This window comes from Desulfosporosinus nitroreducens (assembly GCF_023897015.1).
GTDB classification, from domain to species: Bacteria; Bacillota; Desulfitobacteriia; order Desulfitobacteriales; family Desulfitobacteriaceae; genus Desulfosporosinus; species Desulfosporosinus nitroreducens.
On sequence record NZ_JAMHFY010000023.1, the window covers coordinates 33,879 to 57,019 of the forward strand.

The following is a 23,141-nucleotide window of genomic DNA, read 5'->3' on the forward strand; positions in this document are numbered from 1 at the left end:
ACCATCCTCTTTTGGATACTTTTACTTATTCAACCTCATTATATATCTGACGGCAAAAGGCAGCTTCTGGCTGAAGCCGCCTTTTGCTATTTTCCGGGCTGGTCTTACTGCGACAGCCCCGTATCATTAGTCTTCTTCCGGATAATCGACAGCTTGCACTTTACTTTCTCCGCCGAAATCCTCCTTGAGCATCTTGCATAGGGACAGCCCTAAGATGACGATAATAACTATAATGGGTACGCTGGTAGCAACAGATGAAAGCTGAACTACCTGTAATCCGCCCACCATCATGATAGCCACCCCGATCACTGCAAGGAGTGAACACCAGAAAAGTCTTGTCCAGCGAGGAGATTCCTGATCACTCCTAACCTCTTTGCAAGCAATCATGGAGATAACAAACGCATTGGAATCAATGGTCGTAGCTTGGAAAATAAGCATTACAAGTAAGAAATAGGGAATCACTATTTGGGTTAAGGGTAAGGTATGCAAGACTTGGGAAATCATTCCCGCAGCACCGCCATCCGCTAATGTCTTATCAAGTGCTATCCCTTGATTAAGCAGAAGATCTACCGCATAGGTGCCGAACGCTAAGAAGAACAGTGAACATCCGATTGTCGTTACGACCATCATATTTATAACAACATTTTTGATAGTTCTCCCCTTGGAGATCCTGGCAACAAATAATCCGAAATACATGGCCCATGCTGCCCACCAGGCCCAGTAAAACACTGTCCAGTCTTGAGGAAAACCGGATTTGGTAATCGGATCTGTATATAAACTCATCCGTAAAAAGTTAGTAGCCAAAACCCCTAGGCTGTCAACATAAAAAGATAACATAAATAAGGTGGGGCCTACAAGCATAACAAACGCTAATAATCCCATACATAACCAACTATTTAATTCCGATAACTTTTTAATTCCGCTATTTAAACCGGCGTAAGCACTATAGGTAAATACCGCTGCAACCACCAGTGTGACCGCAACTTTTACCGTCATAGAATCCGCAATACCCAGCATATCGGCGCTTACAGCCGCCATCATAGGTATAACCGTTCCTAAGGTTGTTCCTAATCCGCCTACCAGACCGATAATAACAAAGATATCGATAGCTTTGCCAAGCCATCCGTCTACCCGGTCCCCCAATATTCCCCTGCAAGCATAGCTTGGGTAGAAGAAGGGTTTTTTTCTTACGTGAATCATGTAGGCAAAGGCGATGGCCCCTGGGACAAAGATAGCCCATGCCGTAACACCCCAGTGAAATATTCCGTAAGCAATAGAGAATTGCGCAGCTTGTGCTGAAAATGCCTCACCCCAGAAAGGAGGAAACTTAAGATAAAAAATAGGCTCGGCCATGGACCAATACACTAAACCTGCTCCAACACCGCCAGTGAACATCATCGATATCCAGCTGAAGTCTGAGAATTCAGGCTTATCATCTTTTCCGCCCAATTTTACATTGCCATATCTGCCAAAAGCCAACCAAAGTGAAAACACTACACAACCCAAAGCAAATAATAACCATAACCAGTCCATATTATAGGTTATAGCTTTTAATATGAATGAAACATAAGGTTGCAGCTCTTTACCAAAAATAAGCATTGGGGCATATAACAGAACACATAAAATAGCACTACCCCAGAAAACAACAGGATTAATACGAGCATATAAACCTTTAGACTTCTCTTGCGACAAGTTATTCACCCTTTCTTGTGATTTAATCAGAACCGGATTAAGAAATACTATTGAAACGATAATCAACTTTAATTAGTCTTTCCAAGGGCTTGGGGTCATATTATGGCACCCCACTTATAAAAATTAATAAATCCAAATAAGACCGTTAACTCTTCCCCCTTCATAATCTAAGCTTTAATTGTGATTTCCATCACTTATTTGCAGATTATAAGGTAATATAGGTTTATCTGTAAAATACTTAGTGATTATGCCCCCTATAGTTAATATAGAGAAGGCTTATTAAATTTTCCTATAGTTAAATTCTTACAATTAACCACTATTTCCAATAATAGGTCTAATGATTATTGTTTTATTACTTTGTTATCTGAATAACTCATAGTATAATGAGGAGTAATAGTTAAGTTCAAACCTCATAGAATAAATCCCAAATTGAGCTTTCAAGGATGGTTAGAAATATGCGCCTAGAACAATTAACCTATCTAATCGCTGTCCACGAATCCAAATCAATCTCATTAGCTGCCGAACGCTCTCATATATCCCAACCTGCGCTTAGTTCTGCCATCAGTAAATTGGAAGATGAACTAGGTGTGGTTCTGTTAAAGAGAACTAACGCGGGTGCCTTTCTAACCGAAATCGGGGAACAAATCATTATCATAGCCAAAGAAGTGCTAAATAAGGTTGATGAGATCAAATCCATTGCCCAAGGTGATTCATTCGAGCTAACTGGAAACATCTCAATCGCAGTAGAACCAAGCATAAATATTACAGTAATGCCTGATATATTAACAACCTTTAAACACAATCATCCTAAAGTTAATGCCATTTTGAAAGTCGGAGAATCGAATAATATTTTGCGAGATGTCCAATCAGGCAAAGCCGATTTTGGCATCATCTTGAAAACTGATGCTTTTTGCAGTTCGAAAGATATTAACTTTAAAGAATTATTTTCTGATGAATTTGTCATTATTGCTGGAAATAACTGCGAAATGACCAAGGGATCGACCACAATGTCTCTCGAGAAGGCTCTTTCTTTGCCTATACTTTTGTACAACACCGAGTACATTACCAATTGCGGAGTATCCAGCGTATTGCAAAAGTATGGTGATCTTAATGTTTCTTATAGGGTTGACAACTTAGAAATGATGGAAAAGATCTTATCCCAAGGAAAGACCATTGCGTTTGTCCCTCAATTTATGGCGGATGAATATGTCAAATCTAATATGATAAAAAAAGTAACTCTAAGTGATGCTCGTTTAGAGGTTTCAATTATCTTAATTTGGTTGAATCGCCACCATCTTTCCATGGTCGAAAAGGAATTTATCAAAGTCATCAAAACCGTCTGTTCTTTGAAAATGCAAAGATAATTAGGCTATAACAACCCCATCTGACGGTTTCCAAGGATGCCAATTAGTTAATAACACACGAAGGCTAAATTTACCCTTTCGCATCAAGAGGGCAAATTTAGCCTTCGTCATTTTGTCTAGCCATTCGTTATTTTTATTGCCAGACACCTAAATTACGTCACTAATTGTCAATTTCAGCTTGTTTTTACACTTTTTACAACAATTATTTTATGAAAATGAACGTAATTCCTATTCCGGCAAGCCTTAATTTTGGCTAGTAGCAAGGAACTCAGCCCTTATTTTCGCTATCAGACAGATGTTTTCTTCTGTATGCCTTAGGGGTCATATTCATTTGCTGTACAAAAACACGATTAAAATAGGAAGGATCCGTGAAACCACACTCACTGGAAATGCGATAGGCGGGATAGCTGGTTGTCTCCAACAATTTGCAGGCATGATCTATTTTTAATTTATTGACATAATCTATATAGGTAACCCCTACTTCTTTTTTAAAGATGCGGCTAAAATATTGGGGATTCAAAAATACGTTGGACGAGACCAGTTGCAGAGGTAATTTTTGTTTAAAGTTGTCGTGTATATATCTTAATGATTTTTCAATAAAATATATCTGATTAGTTTCTTGTTCCACAATTTCTTCATCAACATCTACCTGGCACGCAGTTACAGTAGTCAACAGCTCATGAAATGTTTTCTTAAAAACGGACGGCTTGATGGGTTTGAGCAAGTATTCCTGAACGCGGAGGCGAATTGCTGTCTGTGCATAAGAAAAGTCTGAACAAGCCGATAGAATCATAACGCAGGCCTGGGGATGGAATTTCTTTATCTCCTGAAGGGCCTGTAAGCCATCCATTTCGGGAAGAAGTATATCCATGACTATAATGTCCGGTCGATACTGTTTGGCCATTTTAACAGCCTGTATTCCGCTATCACAGGTGATTATTTTATCTGTAGGGAGAAGTTCTTCGGCCACAATCGATTTGAGAAATTCCAATTCGAGTAATTCATCTTCCACAATTAAAACTACGCTCATCACTATCGCCTCACATTGGGTTTGCTTGGAATCGAAATCGTGACGGTACTTCCACTATAATCTGATTTAGCAATTTTTAGCCCGTATTGTTCTCCGAAGTATCGTTTCAAACGTTTGTCCGTACTGCGAAAGCCTATTCCCAGCTTATTTTCCGATTGTTGCAAACCTTCAAGGACTTCTTTGGGGAAACCATTTCCATTATCCACAACAAAAATTTTGATGTCATTTTTATATAATTCTGCATAAATTTTTATCTTTCCCCCGTCCCTTTTAGGTGTAATGCCATGGATTAGAGCGTTCTCAACGATGGGCTGTATAATCATATTGGGTATTCTATGAGGTTTAATATGCTCTGCAATGTCAATCTCATATTCCAAACGATTTTTATATCTTACCTTCTGAATATAAAGGTATTTCTCGATATTATCCATCTCGGCTCCGATAGTGTGTAACTCATCGTCTTGCTTTAAATTGTACCTCAATAAATCGGAAAGACAGTAAATGAGTTCTTCCGTTGTATGAGATTTTTCAAAATAGGCGATACGGGCTATAGAGTTTAGGGTGTTGAACAAGAAATGGGGATTAATCACCAGAGACATGTTTTTAGCTTCGAGGTCAATAATCTTCTTTTCCAGCATCTCTTTTTCAATAGACAATCTTACTACAGCCTTATCTGCTGTATGAATGCTTTGAGAAAAGTCGTGGCCAATATTTTGAGTGATATGGTTGCAAATTTGTTCATGAACTTCAATTTTATTTTCTTCAATGGTTTTTATCGCTGCAATTGATTTAGCAATAGCTTCCGGTTCAAGTTTTTTATCCTTTGCTATGGCCATTATATCAATTAGATATTTTTGATATTCACTATCCGTTGAGTAAACCTGCGCTCCGACGAGATAGGCTATTGTTTGGTTGCTAATATCGACTGGCAAAAGGATATTTTCCAGTCCGTGTCGACAGATAAATCGGTCACTCTTTCCTGGTTCTAATCTAGAAATATAGTCTGCACATATCCGTGTTTCATCTTCCTGGCAAATAAATTTGCAAAAATCGGGAGACGGATTAAACTCAAGCAGAATATTGCCACTGGTATCTATCATCTGTAAAGAAATATTGGATAGGGATAATAGTCCGCTATAGCGCGAATACAGATTGGAATCCATTAAATTCTTTAATGTTTCGTCAGTCTTGTTCATGCTTTTCGCCAAACTTCCTTTTCTATAATTAATTCTATTTTACTTGACAGATTTTCAGGAGAACACTTTCAAAGTGTTTTAGATTCCTGTTGCGTTTGGCTTAACAAGCTGCCCTTATAATAAAAAAGAATCAACCACTGTCTAGACAGTAGTTTAATTCATTAAATACGCAAATAAACAAGCATTCCATAAAGCACGCGACCCAAAATGTTCTAAACCTTCTCAAAAAAGAAGACCTCCAAAGATACGTGATTCGGTTGCATTTTCATAATACAACAAATTATTTCATAATACAACATTGCTAGGAGTATGTGTGATTACCTCTCCAGAAAAGATGAAGGTCAAAACCTCCCCTAGGAGATTTTGACCTTTGCTGTATGGCTTGTCTAATGGAAATTATGCTTGTTTTTTAACTTGAGGGAGCATCATTTCTACGTCACCGTGTGGACGCGGAATGACATGAACGGAGATTAACTCTCCAACTCGCTGAGCTGCGGCAGCACCGGCATCGGTTGCTGCTTTTACAGCACCTACATCTCCTCTTACCATAACGGTAACTAAAGCACCCCCGACTTTTTCATAACCAATCAGTTGAACATTGGCCGCTTTCACCATGGCGTCCGCCGCTTCAATTGCTCCTACAAGACCTTTGGTTTCAATTAATCCTAAAGCTTCTGATCTACTCATTTTTGTTTCCTCCTAAAATTTTATTTTGTGATTGTTATTTTTGAGGTTGATGCGAGCTGCATGGCATTCGCTTCTTCCGTGTCGAGATGAAATTCAAGTGCCGAGGTGTTATTTGCTCTGATAAGGACATTCGAGTAAGTTCCTCCCCGAAGTCCGTCTATTTGGATGGTTACCAATTCTCCATCTGTAACCCCAAAGTTATGGGCATCATCCAGGGTCATATGAATATGCCGCTGGGCAATCAAAACCCCTTTGGAAAGAAGGATACTTCCTTTGGGACCAATAAGAGTGATTCCCGGAGTTCCTTGCAGGTCTCCAGATGATCTCACGGGCGCGGTTATGCCGAGTTTGAAACAATCTGCCAGGAGTATTTCTACCTGAGTCTCTTTTCGCGCCGGCCCGAGGATGCGAACCTTTTCAATAGTCCCTTTGGGACCAGCCAGGATTAGCGTTTCCTTGCAGGCATATTGCATGGGTTGGGACAAATCCTTAGTTTTCGTCAATTGGTATCCTGCACCAAACAAGGTTTCCAAATCCACTTGAGAAAGATGAATATGACGGTTAGATATTCCTACGGGTATAGAGCTTAAATCCGCTTTTAAATACCCCCCTTCTTTGATTGCTTCCAATAGAAGCGCTGCTAAATCGTCATACTTTCCCACGTTTAGTTACCACCTCTTTTTTTCAGGAGCAAAATAACTTCATTCACAACGTTCATAATCTGATCATCGCTAATGGCAGCAGGGCTGTTGCTCTGTGCCACGCAGGCTGAAGAGCAGGAGGTTGTGTTTTCGGTGAAGTCTTTGATTCCATAGGCTATACGTTTAATATTGATCAAGTGCATGGGGGTTACATTATCGGAGGTTGCACTTCCGCCCCAAGTACCACAACCCAGTGTAAAGGATGGGGAAAGTCCTGTACTTGCGCCCACACCGCCTTGGCTGGAGGCTGTGTTGACCAAGATCCTGAAGACAGGTTTTTCAGCGAATTTCATGACCATTTCTTGATTTTCCGTATGAATGGAAAGGCTGTGCCCAACACCGCCGTTATTCAAGAGTTTGATGCACAGGTCACAAGCTTCCTGCCAATCTTTTACTGTATAAAATGCCAGCACGGTAGTCAGCTTTTCGTAAGACAAGGGATATTCTTCGCCCACGCCCTGTTGTTCCCCTAACAGGACTTTTGTGCCCGGAGGAATGGCTATGCCGACACTGTCTGCGATAACTGCAGCGGATCTGCCTACCATTTTCGCATTCATAGCATGACCGCGGACAAACAATTTTTTGGCAACTTGGTTTGTTTCCACGGGGGTCATGAAGTATCCACCCTGTCGTCTGAATTCTTCCATAACCTGGTCACGCATACATTCCTCGACGATAACTGATTGCTCGGATGCACATATGGTTCCATTGTCAAAGGTTTTACTAGCAATAATATTTTTGACTGCTTTCGTAATATTGGCAGTTCTTTCGATATAAGCCGGAACGTTACCCGGGCCTACACCCAAGGCCGGCTTCCCTGCACTATAGGCAGCCTTAACCATGGCTGAACCGCCTGTTGCTATAATCATGGCGACTTCATCGCATTTCATGAGTTCATTGGTTGCATTCATCGAGGGTTTTGAGATACAGCCAATGATATTAGCCGGTGCACCGGCAGCTACTGCGGCATCGTTCATCAGTCTGGCTGCTTGCATGGTGCATTTCAAAGCTGAAGGATGCGGAGAGAACACAATCCCGTTACGAGATTTAATGGCAATAATGGATTTGTATATGGCCGTCGATGTAGGATTGGTTGAGGGAATAATCCCCATGAGTACTCCTACCGGTTCAGCGATTTCCATTATTTTATTGACCTTATCGTCTTTGATGACTCCAATGGTTTGCATAGGTTTAATGAATTCATACAGTTCTGTGGAAGCAAAATGATTTTTGAAGATCTTGTCTTCTACTTTACCAAATCCCGTTTCCTCTACAGCCAGGTTGGCCAGAGAAACAGCATTTTCCTCTGCTACTTTCACCATATTGCGGATGATTTTCTCAATTTGCTCGCCATTAAACTTTGCAAGTTGAGCCTGTGCCAGTTTAGCCTGACGGGCAAGATTTCTTGTCTCTTGCACGGATTGTAAATCATAATCAAAGTTTTCCAATTTGCTATTCCTCCCTCCACGTCTCTATTTATTTTTATTAGCAGACAAGTTTGCATAATATGATCTTGCGGACAGGCTACCTTTGAATCTCCTGCTCGTAGTATCCCTTTAGTTTCTGGATCAGTAAGTCCTTGTCTGCTTTAGATATGGCTCTTCCTGCTATGCCAAGTTCTTTGTATTCTCTTGCTAAATTTCGGAGTTTTACCACAGTAATAGTTCTCAGGACGTCCAAACTTTTTTCAAGGCCGAATTCCTTTACGAAGGCATCTACCCTCTCTTTGCAGAGTTGGTTCAGCACTATTTGCGCTGACTCAATGCTTTCATGTCTGGTTTTGGCAGGTTCCGTCGATTCTGTTGCTGTGTCCTGGTTTGGCAAGGGAACGATTATATTGGCGGTTGGATCAGCGTCCGAAAGAAAGCTTGATTTCTCCTGTGTTGCTACTGGGATTGGTTGCTCCTCAACGGGATTTGCCTTTTCTCCAACCATGCTTTCAATCTCCTGATGAGGTCTGGGAATGACATGGTGAGAAACTAAAGACAAGGGACCAATCTTTTCAACCGCAGTTACACCTGCCTCCACAGCTGCTTTAACGGCTCCCACATCACCGGTTATGGTGATTGTTACCAGGCCGGCACCTACAAAGGTCTTCCCTAAAAGTTCCACTTGTGCCGTTTTTAGCATGACATCTGCACATTCAATAGCGGGAAGGAGCCCGTGAGTCTCAATTAGGCCAAGAGCCTGCATAGCTTACCCTCCTATTGTTGCGCCATAAGATCAGGCCAGTTTGCCGGATAGGTTACGTAAAAGAGTTTGACATAATCGGAGGAACCCCAGGTTACTTTAGAGCCATTAGGTACAAAGAGGACATCTCCCTGGTTAGCCTGATAAGTTTCACCATTGATGGTGATGGTTAGGCTTCCTTCGAGAACAATATCAATCTCTTCATAGCATAATTCCCACTCAAAGCTGGATTTTTCAATGGTCAAAAAGCCTGCGCTCATTTGGGAATCCTCTTTACTGATCACTTCACGATAAGCTACGTCGGTGCTTGAATCGCCTGTGTCAAAGGTCTCGAGGTTCACTGTTCTGCCGCGTACGATTTTAAATCCACTTTTCGGGTCACAATCTGCACGGAAAGGCATTTCTGAAGTTGAAACAGGGACGCTTTCCAGGAGCCTGTTGGCTAGTACCGCTTTTACCACTTGAAAGATCATTTCCGGGTCAATCTCGTTTTCCCGGCTGTCTTTCTTCGGCAGGCCAATCTCTTTACAGGTGTGATTTCCTTCAGCAGGTGAGTCTGTAGTAAATTCCACGCCCAGTTCCTTGGCTAAATCCTTAGCTGCCGCTGTAATGATGGTATTGCAGTCTACGTAAAATACATTTTGTCCCTTTTCCGCTGCTACTTTTACTTCGTTTGCTGAAACTAGTTTTTTCAAGGTCGCACCTCCTTTCTATCGTATCGGGTATAGAAGTTTGTGTTTGTTGATTTTAGAATAGCGATGCCCACAGTTTGTCAGAGGGCGAAGGAATTACCTCTGTATCAACTAACAAGCCCCTTTCGCGAGCGATGGATATTCCAGCTTCGATACCTGCTTCTACTGCGCCAACATCTCCGGTGAAGGTGAAGTAGGCTTTGCCGCCCAGCCCGCTGCCCAAACGCAGTTCGAGAGCTTGTACATCAGCCGCTTTTAGTACCGCATCCGCTGAAATGATCATAGAAGCTAGTGAAAAACATTCCATGATACCCAAGGCCCCGATTCCATCGGGCATGGTTGTGGCCGTGATGGCCGGGAAAATGCCCTGATGAACATTAGCAAGGATAAAGCTGTCTACCAGATATTCTCCTGCCATCTCAACACCAACGCTGATAGAGCTTTCTACGGCGGCAACGTCTCCTTTGATGATGGCAATATATTTACCTGGACAGACAGGTGTCGCACTAACCACTTCCACGTAGGCTGTTTTAAGCATTAAATCTGTTGCATTAATTCCTCTGGCAATACTCGTAAGCTCAATCATACCTATTGCACTATACATACGAACCCACCTTTATCACAATAGAATTATCGTTGATCTCAACCACAGTTCCATTAAAGCTGGAGTGAACGGCAGCTCCAAGACTGTTATCCGGAATTTTACCAACCAGTTGCCCCGCTTTCACCTGTTCGCCGATAGAGACGGCAGGGATTGCTGGTGCTCCAATGTGCTGTCGCAAAGCGATCTGGATGTATTCAGGTCGGAATTCGACCTCGGTCATGGGTGCCGGTTTATCGTAGGCTGTTAAACCGATTTTAATAACTAGACGTTTACTCGGAATAAGGCGATATTCTCTGGCCGATCTAGCTTGAAAATCCATCTGAATCGGCTGATATTTAACCCCTTGTTCTGCCAGTTTTTGCTTGAATAAGACATTGACAGATTTGGGATGAAGATTAACCGGGCAGGAGAATAATTCGCAGGCATTGCATTCACAACATAATTGGGCAATTTGTTGTTCCTTCAAGTCCTCTAGATTGTAGCTCAAAGCACGCATGACTTTATGGGGCTGCATATTGTGTCCTAGGAGATAACGAGGACACAGATCGGTACACATGCGACATTGTTCGCAGGCAGTCTTGCCTATCACTCTTGCTCGATCGGGGCTTACCGTTTTTTTACGGATGAGAAAGTGATCCTTTTTCAGGAGTACATAGCCTTTGCTTTTTTTGGTGACATACCCATCAATATTGTTCATGACAGAACCCATCATGGGACCGCCGTCTATTACGGCATAATCATCCACATTTTCCACTCCGCATTGTCCAATTACCTCCCGGACGGATACCCCCACAGGTACTCTAAGGGTCCTGGGCTGAGGAATATCACCGGCAACAGTGATGTAGGTTTCCGTGACAGGGTTCCCGGCCATGGCCTTACATATATTAAGTGCAGTTTCCGCATTGATAACCACACAGCCCACTTTCAGGGGAATAGATGCTTCCGGGACAATTCGTTGAGTCAGTTCATGAACTAGAACCTGTTCGTCACCAGCAGGATAAATATCTCGGAGTTCCATTACTTCCATATAATCTGAAAATCCCAGAGCGGCGATTCTTTCTCTCATAAGGACAATGACCTGTTTGTGTTTGCCCTTTATACCGATGATGGCCTTGCGGGCTTCAATATATCGCCCCGCCGCTTCCATTCCTCTGATGATTTCATCAGGGAACTTCTCCATCAATTGCTGGTCCACTCTGAGCAGGGGTTCGCATTCAGCTCCATTAAGCAATATATACTCGGCTTTGGACGTTAGTTTGGCGTGAGTTGGAAATCCAGCTCCTCCCGCCCCAATAACCCCGGCATCCCTTACAATATTTACTAGATCCAACTTTTTCCCGCCTCCAGTTTTTTAAAACTTGCAGTCTTCGTCAATGATTCCTACAATGACGGCATCAATCGGTACATCCTCCCGACCCAACATTTTGCGGGCCGAGCTGCCATTACAGACAATCACTCGTTCGCCAACGCCGGCACTGATGGTGTCGGCAGCGATCATGAGACGTCCGGCATCAATACCGCCAAGGACTTCGACCAACATGAATTTCAGTCCTACGAGAGAATCGGCTTTTCTGGTTGACCATATACTATCAATTACTTTGGCTGCTATCATAGCATCTCACCTGTTTTCGCTTCTTTAAATTTATATTGTATTTCCTGAATAGCAGCTTCCACCGACGATGTGTCTCCGAAGATGGCGATCATAATCAGATTCTGCGGGCAATGACCTTTAATGTCTTCTACCACTACTCCGGCTGCTTTTTCAGCAATATCAGCAGCAAAAACCATATCAATCAACCGTCCCTGAACCAAACCTACAGCATCATAGTTCTCGATAGGGATTGTTGAAGCGGAGCCTTTTCGCCGAAAGAGAATATCCACTGTCCCACTGGATGGGGATTTAATAATTCGATATTCCATGTGTGAAAGTCACTCCTGTCTAAAGGATTTCCTGGGTGCAGTTAAGTGCAATACCTAAAGGGGTTACAAACATGGGGTTTTGTGGCTTATAGGTGGGAAGGTTAGTTTGTTTAGCGATAATATCTTCGATTCCTTCCAGGCAACAGGTTCCCCCTACCAGATAGATCTCTTTTACTTGGTATTCACGTATATGGCGACTGATAATGGATGAGACTTTTTCAATGACAGGACGCAATACGGGCATTAGTTCTCTGTGATTTTTGAAATCCCGCTTATATTGATCCGCATCCTCAAAGCTCATTTTATAGGCACCGGAAATAACGAGAGAAAAGTGAGTGCCGCCTGTAGGTTCATCGTCGACATGAACTACTTTGCCGTCTTTCAGAATGGCAGTTCCCGTAGTGCCGCCGCCGATATCGACAATCGCTCCGTCTTGAATTTTGAGTACAGCATTAGCTGCCGTAGGTTCATCCAATACGTTGGTAACTTCAAAACCAGCCCCTTGAACTACATGTTTGATAGCGCCTGAGTCAAGGGTAACAGTCCCTGGAGGAAGCGCTGCTGCTGCGTAGATCAGTTCAGCGCCCAGTTTCTCTTCGAGTTCCTGTTTTAATTCTTTAACTATGCGAATTGCACCGATATAGTCTACCACCATGCCATCTTTGACAACACTGGCAAAACGATAGGCGCCGGCCACAGGTTGATAATTCTCATCAAGGACTGCCAGAACAATATAGGCTGTTCCCAGGTCAACACCAGTGTAATAAACGGAGGATTTATTTAATATGGGTGTTGTGATGACTTTCTCAAAATCACGAACGAGTTGATCGCAGTATTGAAAAGTTGCATTTACATTTTCCATTTCCTACCTCCAGAAAACTTCCACATCATTATGCAGAGTATGTTAATGATCAGATTAACCGTATCAATCAGGTCTTGGCGTGAACAGACTTGCTTCTCTTCGTCCCAATAGGTTTCCAAAAGGGCTGGTTCGACCTCTCGCAGGGAGGCACGCAAGTGATTTAACAGAGCAATCTCTTTTCCATTTTCCAATCCCACGTAAAACTCACTGATGTCAATAGATTGTTTCAGATTCTCGGCTCGTGTTTTAATTTCTTCTGCCGTCAATCCCCAAAAATGAAGGTTGTCCGGGACTATCTGTTCCCGTTCAGCGTTTCGCACGTTTCGGAAGCATTTAGCTAGTGCCATGACTTCCTCTGACAGAGTGAGATTTCCAGTGTGTAGAATTTCTGTGGCAGTCAGGATAAATAAGGATTCTATGGATTCCATTTTTCCAAGCAGCCTCAGAGTACACCAGTTTTCCCGTACTTGCATCCGACTGGTCTCGTCGATTTTTAATGTTTTGCTGTCACTGCCCTGAGCCTGAACCAGCGTAACTCGTCTGTCCACCAGAAATTGACGGGCACCTGGGGTAATCTTTGTATCTGATTCCAGAACATAAGTTTCAAAGGGCCCAGCTTTATATAAATCCCGCAGTTCCATTTCAGTGATGAATTTCATTGCCTCACCTGCCTTTCCTGAGATCTCCTTTCAGCAAACTTCTCATAGATTATTGCTGAAGTGATTAGATTTAAGTGAAACGTTAAACTGGGATCACGAATATATCTATATCAAAAACTCAATTATTTTCAGATGTTTCTTGTTTTCCAAATAAATATTGCTTCAAGGCTTCCACGCCTGTATTATCGTTTAATGAAATCCAGAAGTAAGGTTCATCAATCCCGATTTTTTTTAACTGTTGAATACACAACTTGGAATTTTCCGGGACTAAATCAATCTTGGTAATTATTCCAATGACGGGACAAGTAAATGTTTTGGCAAAAGCAGGCGGATATACTTCCCTGGGTTTCGATTGATCAACAAGCATGAGCACATGAGATGCAGCTTGTGCAGTTGCAATCAGATATTTATACATAGAAGCGTTTTCAAGATATGAGCCCGGTGTGTCAATGGTATTCTTCCCATAAATAACATCTTGGGTCTTTTTTAAGGGCCTTGTAGAGTCATTTAAAACATTGGCCAGGGTGGATTTGCCTGATTGGGTTGGACCGACGACCATAATTCGTTTTTTCATGTGCGTGTAATCTTGGCAGGCGTGAAGCCTAACAGCTTTTCCAGGGTGTCATTAATGGCAATCATGGCCGCTTCGACACTTGCCACATCACCGGATATAACCAATGATCCTGTAAAACGATCAAGAAAACCTATCTCTACATCAGAGGTCTTTGTGGCAACATCGGCTGCTATAATTGCTGTCTCACTGGGAGTGAGGGTTAAAATTCCAATCGATCCTTGTTCTTCAATGCCTAGACGTTCGTACAAGTCTTGTACAGGCGAGGCTATTATATGAGCCAGCGTGACTTGCTTGCCAGGCACGGATTCTTGGATAATACGTTTTCTGTCAAACTCATCGGCTGCACTCATAAAATCCCTCCGTCAGGTATAAGGGTTTAATGTCTGATGACTTCAACCTGTAAGTCATACCCTTTTATGAACTCTTCAATTTTATCTAACTCTTCTTCTTTGAAGCTTAAATCCTCGCTGATAGCGTATTTTAAGTCCAATTGCTTATATTTGTTAATGCCCAATTTATGATAAGGAAGCAAGTCTATACCCTGAAAGTTTTTGTAACGTTTGAAGGACTCTAGAAATTCCAGTGTTCTTCGCAGGGTGTCTGCACTATCATTCAGTCCCCTGATGAGGGGCATCCTGACCTTAACTGTATATCCGCGGCGTATGAGTTCTGTCAGGTTGTCCAGAATACGTTCATTGCGCACCCCAGTAAGTTCATAATGCCGCTCAGAATCGATTTGCTTAATATCATATAAAAACAAATCAGTAAACTGCGCAATCGTAAGCAGGGAATCCAGTTTTACATATCCCGAGGTTTCAATGGCTGTGTGAATTCCCATGCGCTTGCATTCCGTCAACAGGTTGGTGGCAAATTCCGGTTGTGCTGTGACTTCCCCTCCCCCAAGAGTGACTCCACCGCCTGAACTGAGGTAGAAGGGCAAATCCTGTTGAATAATTTCCAGGACTTCGGAAATAGTTTTATCCGTGCCAACAATGGACAGTGCCTGTTTAGGACATACGGTTTCGCACTTTCGGCAACCGACACAGTCGATACTTCTCCGGACTTTATGCACGAGTCTTTCACTTTTAGTTTGCAGTTGCCCGTCTTCTCCATCTAAGAAATGATGTATTTGGACGGGACAAACAGGAATACAGTTGCCACAGTCAACGCACAAATCCTCTTTGAACATGACCTGATATTTTCGTTCAAGTCCCTCCGGATTTGAACACCACTTGCATCTCAGGGGACACCCTTTGAAAAAAATTAATGTTCTAACGCCCGGTCCATCATAGATGGAATACTTCTGGACATTGAAGACTCTTGCCTTTCTTTCTAAGAAGCTACCGGTTTCTGTACTCATATTGTCCCCATCCCTCTAAAAAGTCCCCTGCAAAAATTTAATTCTGATTCCACCCTTTGGGAAGATACTTTTTGAGAAGTCTTCTCCCCTCATCATTGATGGAGTAGTAAATGACCAATTCTCCCTTGTCATCAAGTTCCACATCATTATCGTCTAGGATAAAGTTCGCTTTCATATCAAGGAGATGATCAACAAAGACCTTCTTTGTAAACTGTTTTTCTGTGCCATATTCCGGTTTCAACGCCTTCATAATCTCGCCCGCGCTGGCTTTGTCAACCGTGGAAACATAATGAAGCACTCTGAATCGCAGTGGTAATGTGTCCGCCATGATTATGCCACCTCTCCTTTCTTGAAAAACTCCTTCGGGTTAATAGCCACTAGAGTAGCCCCTATCAGTACCAGAAGACTGCCTATAACCAGGTTCTGCGTAAGGGGGGATTTCAAGAAAATAACCGAGAAGATAACTCCCCACATGACATAGGTTCCGTTAAGAGCCATTCCTTTGGCCACGCCAATGGTGGTGTTAGCCTTATACCATGCCAAGTAGGATACCGCCGCCGCCAAGGCAGCAATAGCAAATGCCCCGAGTGTTCCAGGCAGAGTGAAAACTTGGGAAACGATAGCCCAGCCACCGACGATAGGAAGAACGAAAACAGCCAGAAAAAGACCAGAAGTCAGCTCACGAATATTGATGGCAACTTTTGGGTCAATCATGGACATACCGAATACCGCCAAAACGGCTTCCGCGCCCCAACCCAACGCAGCTAATGATGCAAAGAGAAGACCGAGGTAGAAGGTCTCACTGTTCCCGCCTTCGGGTGGAACATAGGATATGACGATAGCTCCAACAACGGAGAGAAGCATACCAACCCAAACGCGCGGTACAATTTGTTGTTTAAGGAAAATTCGGGAAAGAAGAGCACCAACAATGGGATATAGGGCTGTAATTGTTAAAGCATAAGCAGGTCCTGCCAGAGAAATCCCCAATAGGTATCCGCCATTAGCAATTGGTCCACCCAGCAAGGCCGCTACACAAACCATTTGACCTGGGAACGTTTTAAGACTGCGAAGAATTTCTTTTAACCGTCCTGCCCCGCCGTTATAGAGGAGCAACCATAGGCCTGCAAAAGAATCGTTCATGCAGGCGGCGGCAAGTGGGATGGCAAATATGGCGGCACTTTCACCCATGATAGGTACCATACTTAAAGCCAGCCCTAAGAGAACACTGTTCAAACCCCAAGTACAGCCGCTGAAAAGACCTGTAAAGACACCTTTTTTGGCAAAGTTTGCATTCAATTTTTCCTTCATCATAATAGCTTTTTGATTTCCAGATATGCTCATCTAGGCTATCCTCCCTCCTTATTTACGGAAGATCTGTAGAGCTTAAATTCTTCAGATATTCCATTTAAAATAAAACTTATTCTAAAAGTGATCTAACACTGTTCTGCTAATAATTTCATCCTGTACTTCCTTGCACAGTTCTACGAAGTAAGCACTGTACCCAGCGACGCGAATGATTAAGTCTCGATACTTGTCAGGTTCGATTTGCGCTTTCTTCAATACTTCGTTATCAACATAACTGAACTGCATCTGACCATTTCCGAGGATGGATGCTGTTCTGAGCAAGGTGATCAGGCCATTTTCTCCTTCCGGAGTTTCCAGAATGCCTCGTAACAGTTTGAAGTTGTGTACCATACCAATATTCATAGACTCGTTACTTAGCTTGCTGACCGATTTAATGATAGCTGTGGGTCCCAATTTGTCGGCACCTTGTGTCGGGCTAATTCCATCTGACAAAGGTGTCCAGGCCAAGCGTCCATTCGCGGATGCACCAGTAATTTCTCCGATAGGCGTGTTGTTCGAAATGGATAAGGTACCATGAGTAAAGTTCGAGTACAGCATTTTAAAGGTTTGGTGAACCCGTTCAGTCCAGATGATGATATCCGAGGCAATTTCATCGGCATAGTCATCGTCATTTCCATATTTCGGTGCATTTAGACAATCCGTGCGAATGGATTCGAAGCCTTCGTAGTTCGCAACCAATGCCTCTCGGATTTGTTTTAGAGTATATTTCTTGTCGTCAAAAACCAGCTTTTTAATAGCGGCCATCGAATCAGCATAGGTTCCTAAGCCGGAGAAGATAAGTCCAGGGCCGCAATTGACTAGAGCGCCACCGTTTGTAACATCGGTGCCTTTTTCCATACACCCTTCTACCAGTAAAGACATGAGGGGTTTTGGAGCTACGTCTCTGTGAACCCGCTGGCTGACAAGAGTTCCTATGGCAGATAAGCGGATAATATGCTCGATTTGTTGTTTGCAGGCAGCATCAAATTCTTCATAGGTCTTGATATTGTCAAGATCTCCTGTGTCTAGACCTTGCATGGTGCCATGCCATTTCATCATACCGCGATTAAGAACAAATTCTATAGCAATAGGCCATTGGGTATAACCGGTGGATGTCCATTGATAAATTCGGCCGGACTTTTGCGGTTCTACGCAGCCCATAAGGCAATAATCCCGTGAATCTTCTATGGAGAATCCCTTGGCAAGCATCATTTTGATATGAGAATCATCAAAGTGACAGGCGGGGAATCCAAGCCCTGCTTTAACAACGTCGACGATCTTCTTCAAATATTGTTGCGGTGATTTGTTGTGAATCCGGCAAGCCAGAGACGGTTGATACATCTTAGTGAAACGAACGGCATCCATAATCAGATACGTCAGATCGTTGGTTGCGTCACCACCGGTTCTCTTCTGTCCGCCAATAGTACAGTTGATAAACGGTTGATAGCCTGCAAAATACTTTGCTCCCAGTTCACTGGAGAGCCACATTACTTCGGAGCATTTAATAATAAAACTACTCAGCAGTTCAAAGGCTTCTAATTTGTTCATTCGGCCTGCTTCCATGTCGGCCTTGAACATGGGATAAATGTATTGATCCAAGCGTCCGAGGGAAATACCTGTTTGGTTCTCTTCCACTACAAACAAGGATTCTAGGGTCCAGATGGACTGGAGTGCTTCATGGAAAGTACGAGGCGGATTAGCTGGTACAGACGTTAAAATATCGGAAATCTTGTAAAGTTCTTTCTGTCGGGCTAAGTCATGCTCTCTGTCAGCCAGTTCTCTTGCATAATCAGAAAGCCGTTTGGCATAAGCCAAAATACCGTCACAAGTCTCTATCTCCGCTTTATAGAAGTAAATCTTATCCATGTCATCCGGATTTTCCATGGACAATTGGTTCAATCTGTCGACAGCTTCCTGTCTTACAGCGTTAATACCCTTTTTAATCAGTATGACATCGTAACCCGGGCAAGTGTCTCCACCGCCGTTGACCTGATGGTAAGAAAGGTCACTGACAAAAGATTCGCCAGAAAATGACCATACCCCAGCCTCTTCATATTGATTCTGACAAATCTCATCTAGGCTCTTTCCTTCCCAGTAGGGGAAGATTTCTTCCCGCAGAATCCGCTTGTCCTCCTCACTGACTTGGAAGGGATCCTGGGGCCGAGTTGACATGGTGTCTAGTTCGTCCCGAACCCATCTCCAGGCAATATCCGGGGATACTGCACCAGCTCTTGGTTTACCACAAGGATGTCCTACAATCAACTCATCGTTTTGAATCACCAAGGGAGCAGTCTCACAGGCTTTTCTAAAGCACTTGGCCCGTAGGAGAATTTTGGGTAACCCCACATTTTCCTTGGTCACTTGGGTGAAGGCTCTGGCACGATAAATACTAACACTTGGTTTAACCTTTAAATAAGCTGCTTTCAGTCGTTCCAGTCGAGGTGTCAGTCCTGTGATTTCCCCTTCATAGACAGGTGATTTTGTCACAGTGTTTGTTGCCGGAGTGTTTGCGGACAATTCCTTGGAAATCCCCTGAAACAATTTCATGATGGCGGATGTTTCCTCTGGGGACAAGTGTTTTGTGGCATCCGCAAATTTATTTGAAAACTCTTTGATATCCAACTTTCTTTCCTCCTCTTACTTAATTAAGCAGGATAAGCTTCTATTGATCGATTAAAATGCTTTTTGATAGATACCGATCAGATCTTCTTTGGATGGTTGTCTAGGATTGGTGGGGGTACACCGATCATGAAGGGCCAGCTCAACCATATTACTTACTTCGTTCTCAAAGTTGCTTTTATCAATTCCCAAATCGCGAATGCGACTGGGAATGCCCAGGGATTTCCTCAAATCCGCGACGGCCTGCATGAAATTTATCGTTCCTTCCCGGTTAGTCCGAGCAGGCAGTTGCAATATAGCGGCCAATTTCGCGTATTTTTGGGAAACGTTTCTACTGGTATTGCTGTTCAAATTAGCATTGTATTCAAGCACTGCACTCAGTAAAAGCGCATTGGATCTCCCGTGGGAAATGTGAAACGTTCCTCCCAAAGCATGGGCGAGGCTGTGGTTAATTCCCAGATTGGCATTTGTAAACGCCATACCCGCAATACAAGATGCATTTTGAATTCGCTCTCTCGCACTGGAATCAGTCACATCTTTATATAAAGTCCTGAGATTCCCAAAAATTAATTGGATCGCCTTTTCCGCAAGCGCATCAGTGCAATCCGTCGCCTCCGTAGAAACATAAGCCTCGATGGCATGTACCAAAGCATCAATACCGGTATCTGCCACCACGGACTGGGGTACATGCTGGATGCAAGTGGAATCAAGTATGGCTATATCCGGAGCCATCCACTCATCAACAATACACACCTTTTCCCCTTCGGCAGTAATGACGGCGAAATTCGTCACTTCAGATCCTGTCCCGCTTGTGGAAGGAATAGCAATGAATAGCGGTTTCTTGAATTCCTCTCCGGCAGCTTTTCGGAACTGCCACAAAGAGTATAAAATGCCCTTAGCTGCATCAATGACAGACCCACCGCCCAAAGCGACGATAGTATCCGCACTGGTTTCCAGGTATCTTTTCATCCCTGCGGCAATAACTCTTACATCAGGGTCAGGAGTCACTTCCGTAAAAACAACAGACTTTATCCCTGTTTCATTAAGATAATCGATAGTTTTTTGAAGGTACCCCAACTTCTCCATAACAGAATCAGATACAATAAACGCACAGGACCCTTTGATTTCTTTAAGAAATTCCATGGATCCCTCGTTAAAATAGATCTTCGGTTTAATAACAAACTTTTTCATTAACGCGTCACCTCAATCGTCTCCGCATTACTTAAGTAGCTCAAGCAATTTTTCGAGCACCTCTTTTAAATCACCCGAACTTTCAATGGAACAACCATCGACGAAGCAACGAGTTCTGCTTGTTTCAGCGACCTCTTCCACTTGCGCACCCTTGGTTATATCCTCTAGTTGCCGTACACCATAGCCGACTTTTCGAATATTAATCAAGTTCATGGGGGTGACATTATCAGAGGTATACCCGCCGCCTGCCGTACCGGAACCCAAGGTTAAAGCCGGGAAGAGATTGGTTGTCGCCCCTATACCCCCTAATGACGCCGGCGTATTCACCAGTACTCTGGATACAGGTTTTTTTAGGGCAAATTCCCGGATCACATTCTCATTCTTCGAGTGAATGACCAAGGTATGTCCTCGACCTTCATTTATAAGCAATTCTATGCATTTTTCGCAAGCATTCATCCAGTCCTTTTCAACGTAAAAGGCCAGAACCGGGCAAAGTTTTTCCCTTGAATACGGATTGCTGGAGGAGACATATTTTTGTTCTGAAATCAATACTACCGTATCCTCGGGGACACATATGCCGCTATGCCGCGCCAACTCTAACGCCGTTTTTCCGACAATTTCTGTATTTAAACTGCCATCAGGACGGAAAAATAACTTACTGAGCTGAACTGATTCCTGCTCTGACATGAAATGAGCTCCCTTTTTCCTGAGCTCTTGCCTTACTTCATCAGCGATACAGCCCTCAGCAACAATGGATTGTTCCGAGGCTGAGACAATTCCGTTATCGAAGGTTCTGCTGACAATGATATCTGCTACGGACTTTTTAATGTCAGCAGAACGCTCAATAAAGGCGGGTCCATTCCCCGGGCCACCATAAATAGTCGGTTTTCCAGATGTATACGCCGCCTTGACCATCTTGGGCACGCCCGTAATCAGAATAAGAGATGTATCTTTATGGTTCATCAAGGCAACCGTACCGTCCACGGCCAGCGTTCGCAAATAACCGATGGCACCGCTTGGCAATCCACTTTCTTCTGCAGCCTGTATTAATATATCAAGTACCTTGGTGATTGTTTTTTTGGCCTTAGGATGAGGAGAAAAAACAATCGCATTACCAGACTTAATGGCAATCAGCGCTTTATATATAGTAGTTGATACAGGGTTGGTTGAAGGTGGCAACGCAACAATCACTCCAACAGGCACGCCAATATCCATGGTCTTGTTTTCTTTGTCTTCATTGATAATGCCGACAACTTTCATGTCCTTGATTTTCTTAAAGAGAAAATCACTCGCAAAAATATTCTTGACAAGCTTGTCCTGCCATTTACCAAATCCTGTTTCTTCCTGGGACATCACTGCAAGTTCTCTAGCATGTTTATAGGCTGCTTCAGCCATATTCCCGACGATTTTATCCAGTTTTTCTTGTGGAAAAGCCGCTAGCTCCTTTTGCGCCTCTCGGGCATTTTCCACAAGAATTCGAGCCTCTTGGACGGAGAGCAAATCATTGTCAACTCTACTCATATTCAGTTGCTCCCCCCTTTCCCTCGCAGAATCAATGGTTTTACAAATGCGTTATTTACCAGTCGATAACGTATTTGGCGACAATCTTTTCTACCTCCGCATGCGGCCTGGCAATCACAAGGGAGCTATAGATCTGGCCCACTTTGCCCGCTTCTTTAACGCCGGCATCTACCGCCGCTTTCACCGCGCCCACGTCCCCACGGACCACGACTGAAACCAAACCGGAAGCCACGTTTTCATACCCAACCAATTCTACATCCGCAGCCTTGCACATGGCATCCGCTGCTTCCAGCACCGAAACCAGGCTATACGTTTCTATGAACCCTAAAGCACTATTGTTGTCCACGCGGACTCCCCTTTCCAAATCAATGTTTCATTCCGCATCAATGTCATGACTCGAAACAATCTTGCCTACTCGGCTGATGGGACGCGGCATAACGTGGAAGGCTGTCAACTCTCCAATGGCTGCTGCGGCTGCTGCACCGTTTTCTACAGCCGACCTCACTGCTGCTACATCCCCTTTAACCATGACCGTGACAAGTCCGGAACCCATGTTTTCATACGAAACAAGAACAACGTCAGCCGTTTTACACATGACATCTGCCGCTTGAATTGCCGGAACCATGCCTCTTGTTTCAATAAGACCTAATGCCTCTTCTCCAGAGTATTTCATTGAAACAACCCCTCTTCTTCTTTCTATTAAATTTAAACTTCTTAGGATTGTCAGTTTTACTTTTTAACTAAACCGATAATTTGTACTTTAATAGTATCGCATGCAGAAAATTTTTTTTTGAAGAATGAATATGTATAATTAGCATTATTGTATCCAGCAATATTTGGTTATTGTATTAAAGTGATTTTTTTGCACAATCGATACCTTAGTTCAAAATTCACTTATCCGAAATTCATTTGTCCAAGCATTGATTTTGTTAGGA

General features: G+C 43.2%; 25 protein-coding genes. 1 reads left to right on the forward strand and 24 read right to left on the reverse strand.

Features of this window, described 5'->3' with window-relative positions; all coding sequences use genetic code 11:
* Nucleotides 1-126 precede the first annotated feature (126 nt).
* Nucleotides 127-1,692 carry a BCCT family transporter gene (locus tag M8E35_RS20130; RefSeq protein ID WP_252471691.1) on the reverse strand — a complete coding sequence of 522 codons (1,566 nt, stop codon included), beginning with the start codon at nucleotides 1,690-1,692 and terminating at the stop codon, nucleotides 127-129.
* A gap of 455 nt (nucleotides 1,693-2,147) precedes the next feature.
* Here M8E35_RS20130 and M8E35_RS20135 point away from each other — a divergent pair, with 455 nt between their 5' ends.
* The gene (locus M8E35_RS20135) at nucleotides 2,148-3,056 is read left to right on the forward strand and encodes a LysR family transcriptional regulator (protein WP_252471693.1); all 909 of its coding nucleotides are present in this window, start codon (nucleotides 2,148-2,150) and stop codon (nucleotides 3,054-3,056) included.
* A gap of 268 nt (nucleotides 3,057-3,324) precedes the next feature.
* Here the strand turns inward: M8E35_RS20135 and M8E35_RS20140 are convergent, their stop codons facing one another.
* The 23 genes from M8E35_RS20140 to M8E35_RS20250 all read right to left on the reverse strand — a co-directional run bounded on the left by M8E35_RS20140 (nucleotide 3,325) and on the right by M8E35_RS20250 (nucleotide 22,879).
* Nucleotides 3,325-4,086, reverse strand: coding sequence for a response regulator transcription factor (locus tag M8E35_RS20140; protein ID WP_252471695.1), 762 nt, complete (start codon nucleotides 4,084-4,086; stop codon nucleotides 3,325-3,327).
* A gap of 2 nt (nucleotides 4,087-4,088) precedes the next feature.
* Nucleotides 4,089-5,282: a histidine kinase gene (locus M8E35_RS20145; protein WP_252471697.1), complete on the reverse strand. Its 1,194-nt coding sequence runs from the start codon at nucleotides 5,280-5,282 to the stop codon at nucleotides 4,089-4,091.
* A 396-nt stretch (nucleotides 5,283-5,678) separates the two neighbouring features.
* Nucleotides 5,679-5,969 (reverse strand): ethanolamine utilization microcompartment protein EutM, encoded by a 291-nt coding sequence (gene eutM, locus M8E35_RS20150; RefSeq protein ID WP_073027707.1) that lies wholly within the window; start codon nucleotides 5,967-5,969, stop codon nucleotides 5,679-5,681.
* A 20-nt stretch (nucleotides 5,970-5,989) separates the two neighbouring features.
* Nucleotides 5,990-6,631 carry a phosphate propanoyltransferase gene (locus M8E35_RS20155; protein WP_252471699.1) on the reverse strand — a complete coding sequence of 214 codons (642 nt, stop codon included), beginning with the start codon at nucleotides 6,629-6,631 and terminating at the stop codon, nucleotides 5,990-5,992.
* 2 nt (nucleotides 6,632-6,633) lie between these two features.
* The gene (locus M8E35_RS20160; RefSeq protein WP_252471701.1) at nucleotides 6,634-8,118 is read right to left on the reverse strand and encodes an acetaldehyde dehydrogenase (acetylating); all 1,485 of its coding nucleotides are present in this window, start codon (nucleotides 8,116-8,118) and stop codon (nucleotides 6,634-6,636) included.
* A gap of 76 nt (nucleotides 8,119-8,194) precedes the next feature.
* A complete protein-coding gene (locus tag M8E35_RS20165) occupies nucleotides 8,195-8,863 on the reverse strand; it encodes a BMC domain-containing protein (RefSeq protein WP_252471703.1) in 669 nt (222 codons plus the stop codon).
* An 11-nt stretch (nucleotides 8,864-8,874) separates the two neighbouring features.
* On the reverse strand, nucleotides 8,875-9,555 hold the full coding sequence (locus M8E35_RS20170) for a EutQ-related cupin domain-containing protein (protein ID WP_252471705.1): 681 nt from the start codon (nucleotides 9,553-9,555) through the stop codon (nucleotides 8,875-8,877).
* 52 nt (nucleotides 9,556-9,607) lie between these two features.
* Nucleotides 9,608-10,156, reverse strand: a complete 549-nt coding sequence (locus tag M8E35_RS20175; protein ID WP_073027699.1) for a BMC domain-containing protein — start codon at nucleotides 10,154-10,156, stop codon at nucleotides 9,608-9,610.
* A complete protein-coding gene (locus tag M8E35_RS20180) occupies nucleotides 10,149-11,486 on the reverse strand; it encodes a 4Fe-4S dicluster domain-containing protein (protein WP_252471707.1) in 1,338 nt (445 codons plus the stop codon). Before M8E35_RS20180 ends, M8E35_RS20175 begins: the two co-directional genes overlap by 8 nt.
* A 21-nt stretch (nucleotides 11,487-11,507) precedes the next feature.
* Nucleotides 11,508-11,768 (reverse strand): EutN/CcmL family microcompartment protein, encoded by a 261-nt coding sequence (locus tag M8E35_RS20185; RefSeq protein ID WP_073027696.1) that lies wholly within the window; start codon nucleotides 11,766-11,768, stop codon nucleotides 11,508-11,510.
* Nucleotides 11,765-12,076 (reverse strand): BMC domain-containing protein, encoded by a 312-nt coding sequence (locus tag M8E35_RS20190; protein ID WP_252471709.1) that lies wholly within the window; start codon nucleotides 12,074-12,076, stop codon nucleotides 11,765-11,767. The genes M8E35_RS20185 and M8E35_RS20190 overlap by 4 nt, the downstream gene beginning before the upstream one ends.
* Nucleotides 12,077-12,095: 19 nt before the next feature.
* Nucleotides 12,096-12,938, reverse strand: a complete 843-nt coding sequence (eutJ, locus tag M8E35_RS20195) for an ethanolamine utilization protein EutJ (protein ID WP_252471711.1) — start codon at nucleotides 12,936-12,938, stop codon at nucleotides 12,096-12,098.
* Complete coding sequence (locus M8E35_RS20200; RefSeq protein WP_252471713.1) at nucleotides 12,926-13,597, reverse strand: cobalamin adenosyltransferase family protein; 672 nt, start codon at nucleotides 13,595-13,597, stop codon at nucleotides 12,926-12,928. Before M8E35_RS20200 ends, eutJ begins: the two co-directional genes overlap by 13 nt.
* A gap of 118 nt (nucleotides 13,598-13,715) precedes the next feature.
* Complete coding sequence (locus tag M8E35_RS20205; RefSeq protein ID WP_252471715.1) at nucleotides 13,716-14,171, reverse strand: EutP/PduV family microcompartment system protein; 456 nt, start codon at nucleotides 14,169-14,171, stop codon at nucleotides 13,716-13,718.
* Nucleotides 14,168-14,521 (reverse strand): ethanolamine utilization microcompartment protein EutS, encoded by a 354-nt coding sequence (gene eutS / locus M8E35_RS20210; RefSeq protein WP_252471717.1) that lies wholly within the window; start codon nucleotides 14,519-14,521, stop codon nucleotides 14,168-14,170. Before eutS ends, M8E35_RS20205 begins: the two co-directional genes overlap by 4 nt.
* 26 nt (nucleotides 14,522-14,547) lie before the next feature.
* Nucleotides 14,548-15,531: a choline TMA-lyase-activating enzyme gene (cutD, locus tag M8E35_RS20215; protein ID WP_252471719.1), complete on the reverse strand. Its 984-nt coding sequence runs from the start codon at nucleotides 15,529-15,531 to the stop codon at nucleotides 14,548-14,550.
* Between the two features lie 37 nt (nucleotides 15,532-15,568).
* Nucleotides 15,569-15,859, reverse strand: a complete 291-nt coding sequence (locus tag M8E35_RS20220) for a hypothetical protein (RefSeq protein WP_252471721.1) — start codon at nucleotides 15,857-15,859, stop codon at nucleotides 15,569-15,571.
* Nucleotides 15,860-15,861: 2 nt separating this feature from the next.
* Nucleotides 15,862-16,872 (reverse strand): DMT family transporter, encoded by a 1,011-nt coding sequence (locus tag M8E35_RS20225; RefSeq protein WP_252471723.1) that lies wholly within the window; start codon nucleotides 16,870-16,872, stop codon nucleotides 15,862-15,864.
* An 81-nt stretch (nucleotides 16,873-16,953) separates the two neighbouring features.
* Nucleotides 16,954-19,497, reverse strand: coding sequence for a choline trimethylamine-lyase (gene cutC / locus M8E35_RS20230; RefSeq protein ID WP_252471725.1), 2,544 nt, complete (start codon nucleotides 19,495-19,497; stop codon nucleotides 16,954-16,956).
* A gap of 51 nt (nucleotides 19,498-19,548) precedes the next feature.
* Complete coding sequence (locus M8E35_RS20235) at nucleotides 19,549-20,685, reverse strand: 1-propanol dehydrogenase PduQ (RefSeq protein ID WP_252471727.1); 1,137 nt, start codon at nucleotides 20,683-20,685, stop codon at nucleotides 19,549-19,551.
* 27 nt (nucleotides 20,686-20,712) lie between these two features.
* Nucleotides 20,713-22,206, reverse strand: a complete 1,494-nt coding sequence (locus M8E35_RS20240) for an acetaldehyde dehydrogenase (acetylating) (RefSeq protein ID WP_252471729.1) — start codon at nucleotides 22,204-22,206, stop codon at nucleotides 20,713-20,715.
* Between the two features lie 55 nt (nucleotides 22,207-22,261).
* The gene (locus M8E35_RS20245) at nucleotides 22,262-22,552 is read right to left on the reverse strand and encodes a BMC domain-containing protein (protein ID WP_252471731.1); all 291 of its coding nucleotides are present in this window, start codon (nucleotides 22,550-22,552) and stop codon (nucleotides 22,262-22,264) included.
* A 27-nt stretch (nucleotides 22,553-22,579) separates the two neighbouring features.
* Nucleotides 22,580-22,879, reverse strand: coding sequence for a BMC domain-containing protein (locus M8E35_RS20250; RefSeq protein ID WP_252471733.1), 300 nt, complete (start codon nucleotides 22,877-22,879; stop codon nucleotides 22,580-22,582).
* Between the last annotated feature and the right edge of the window lie 262 nt (nucleotides 22,880-23,141).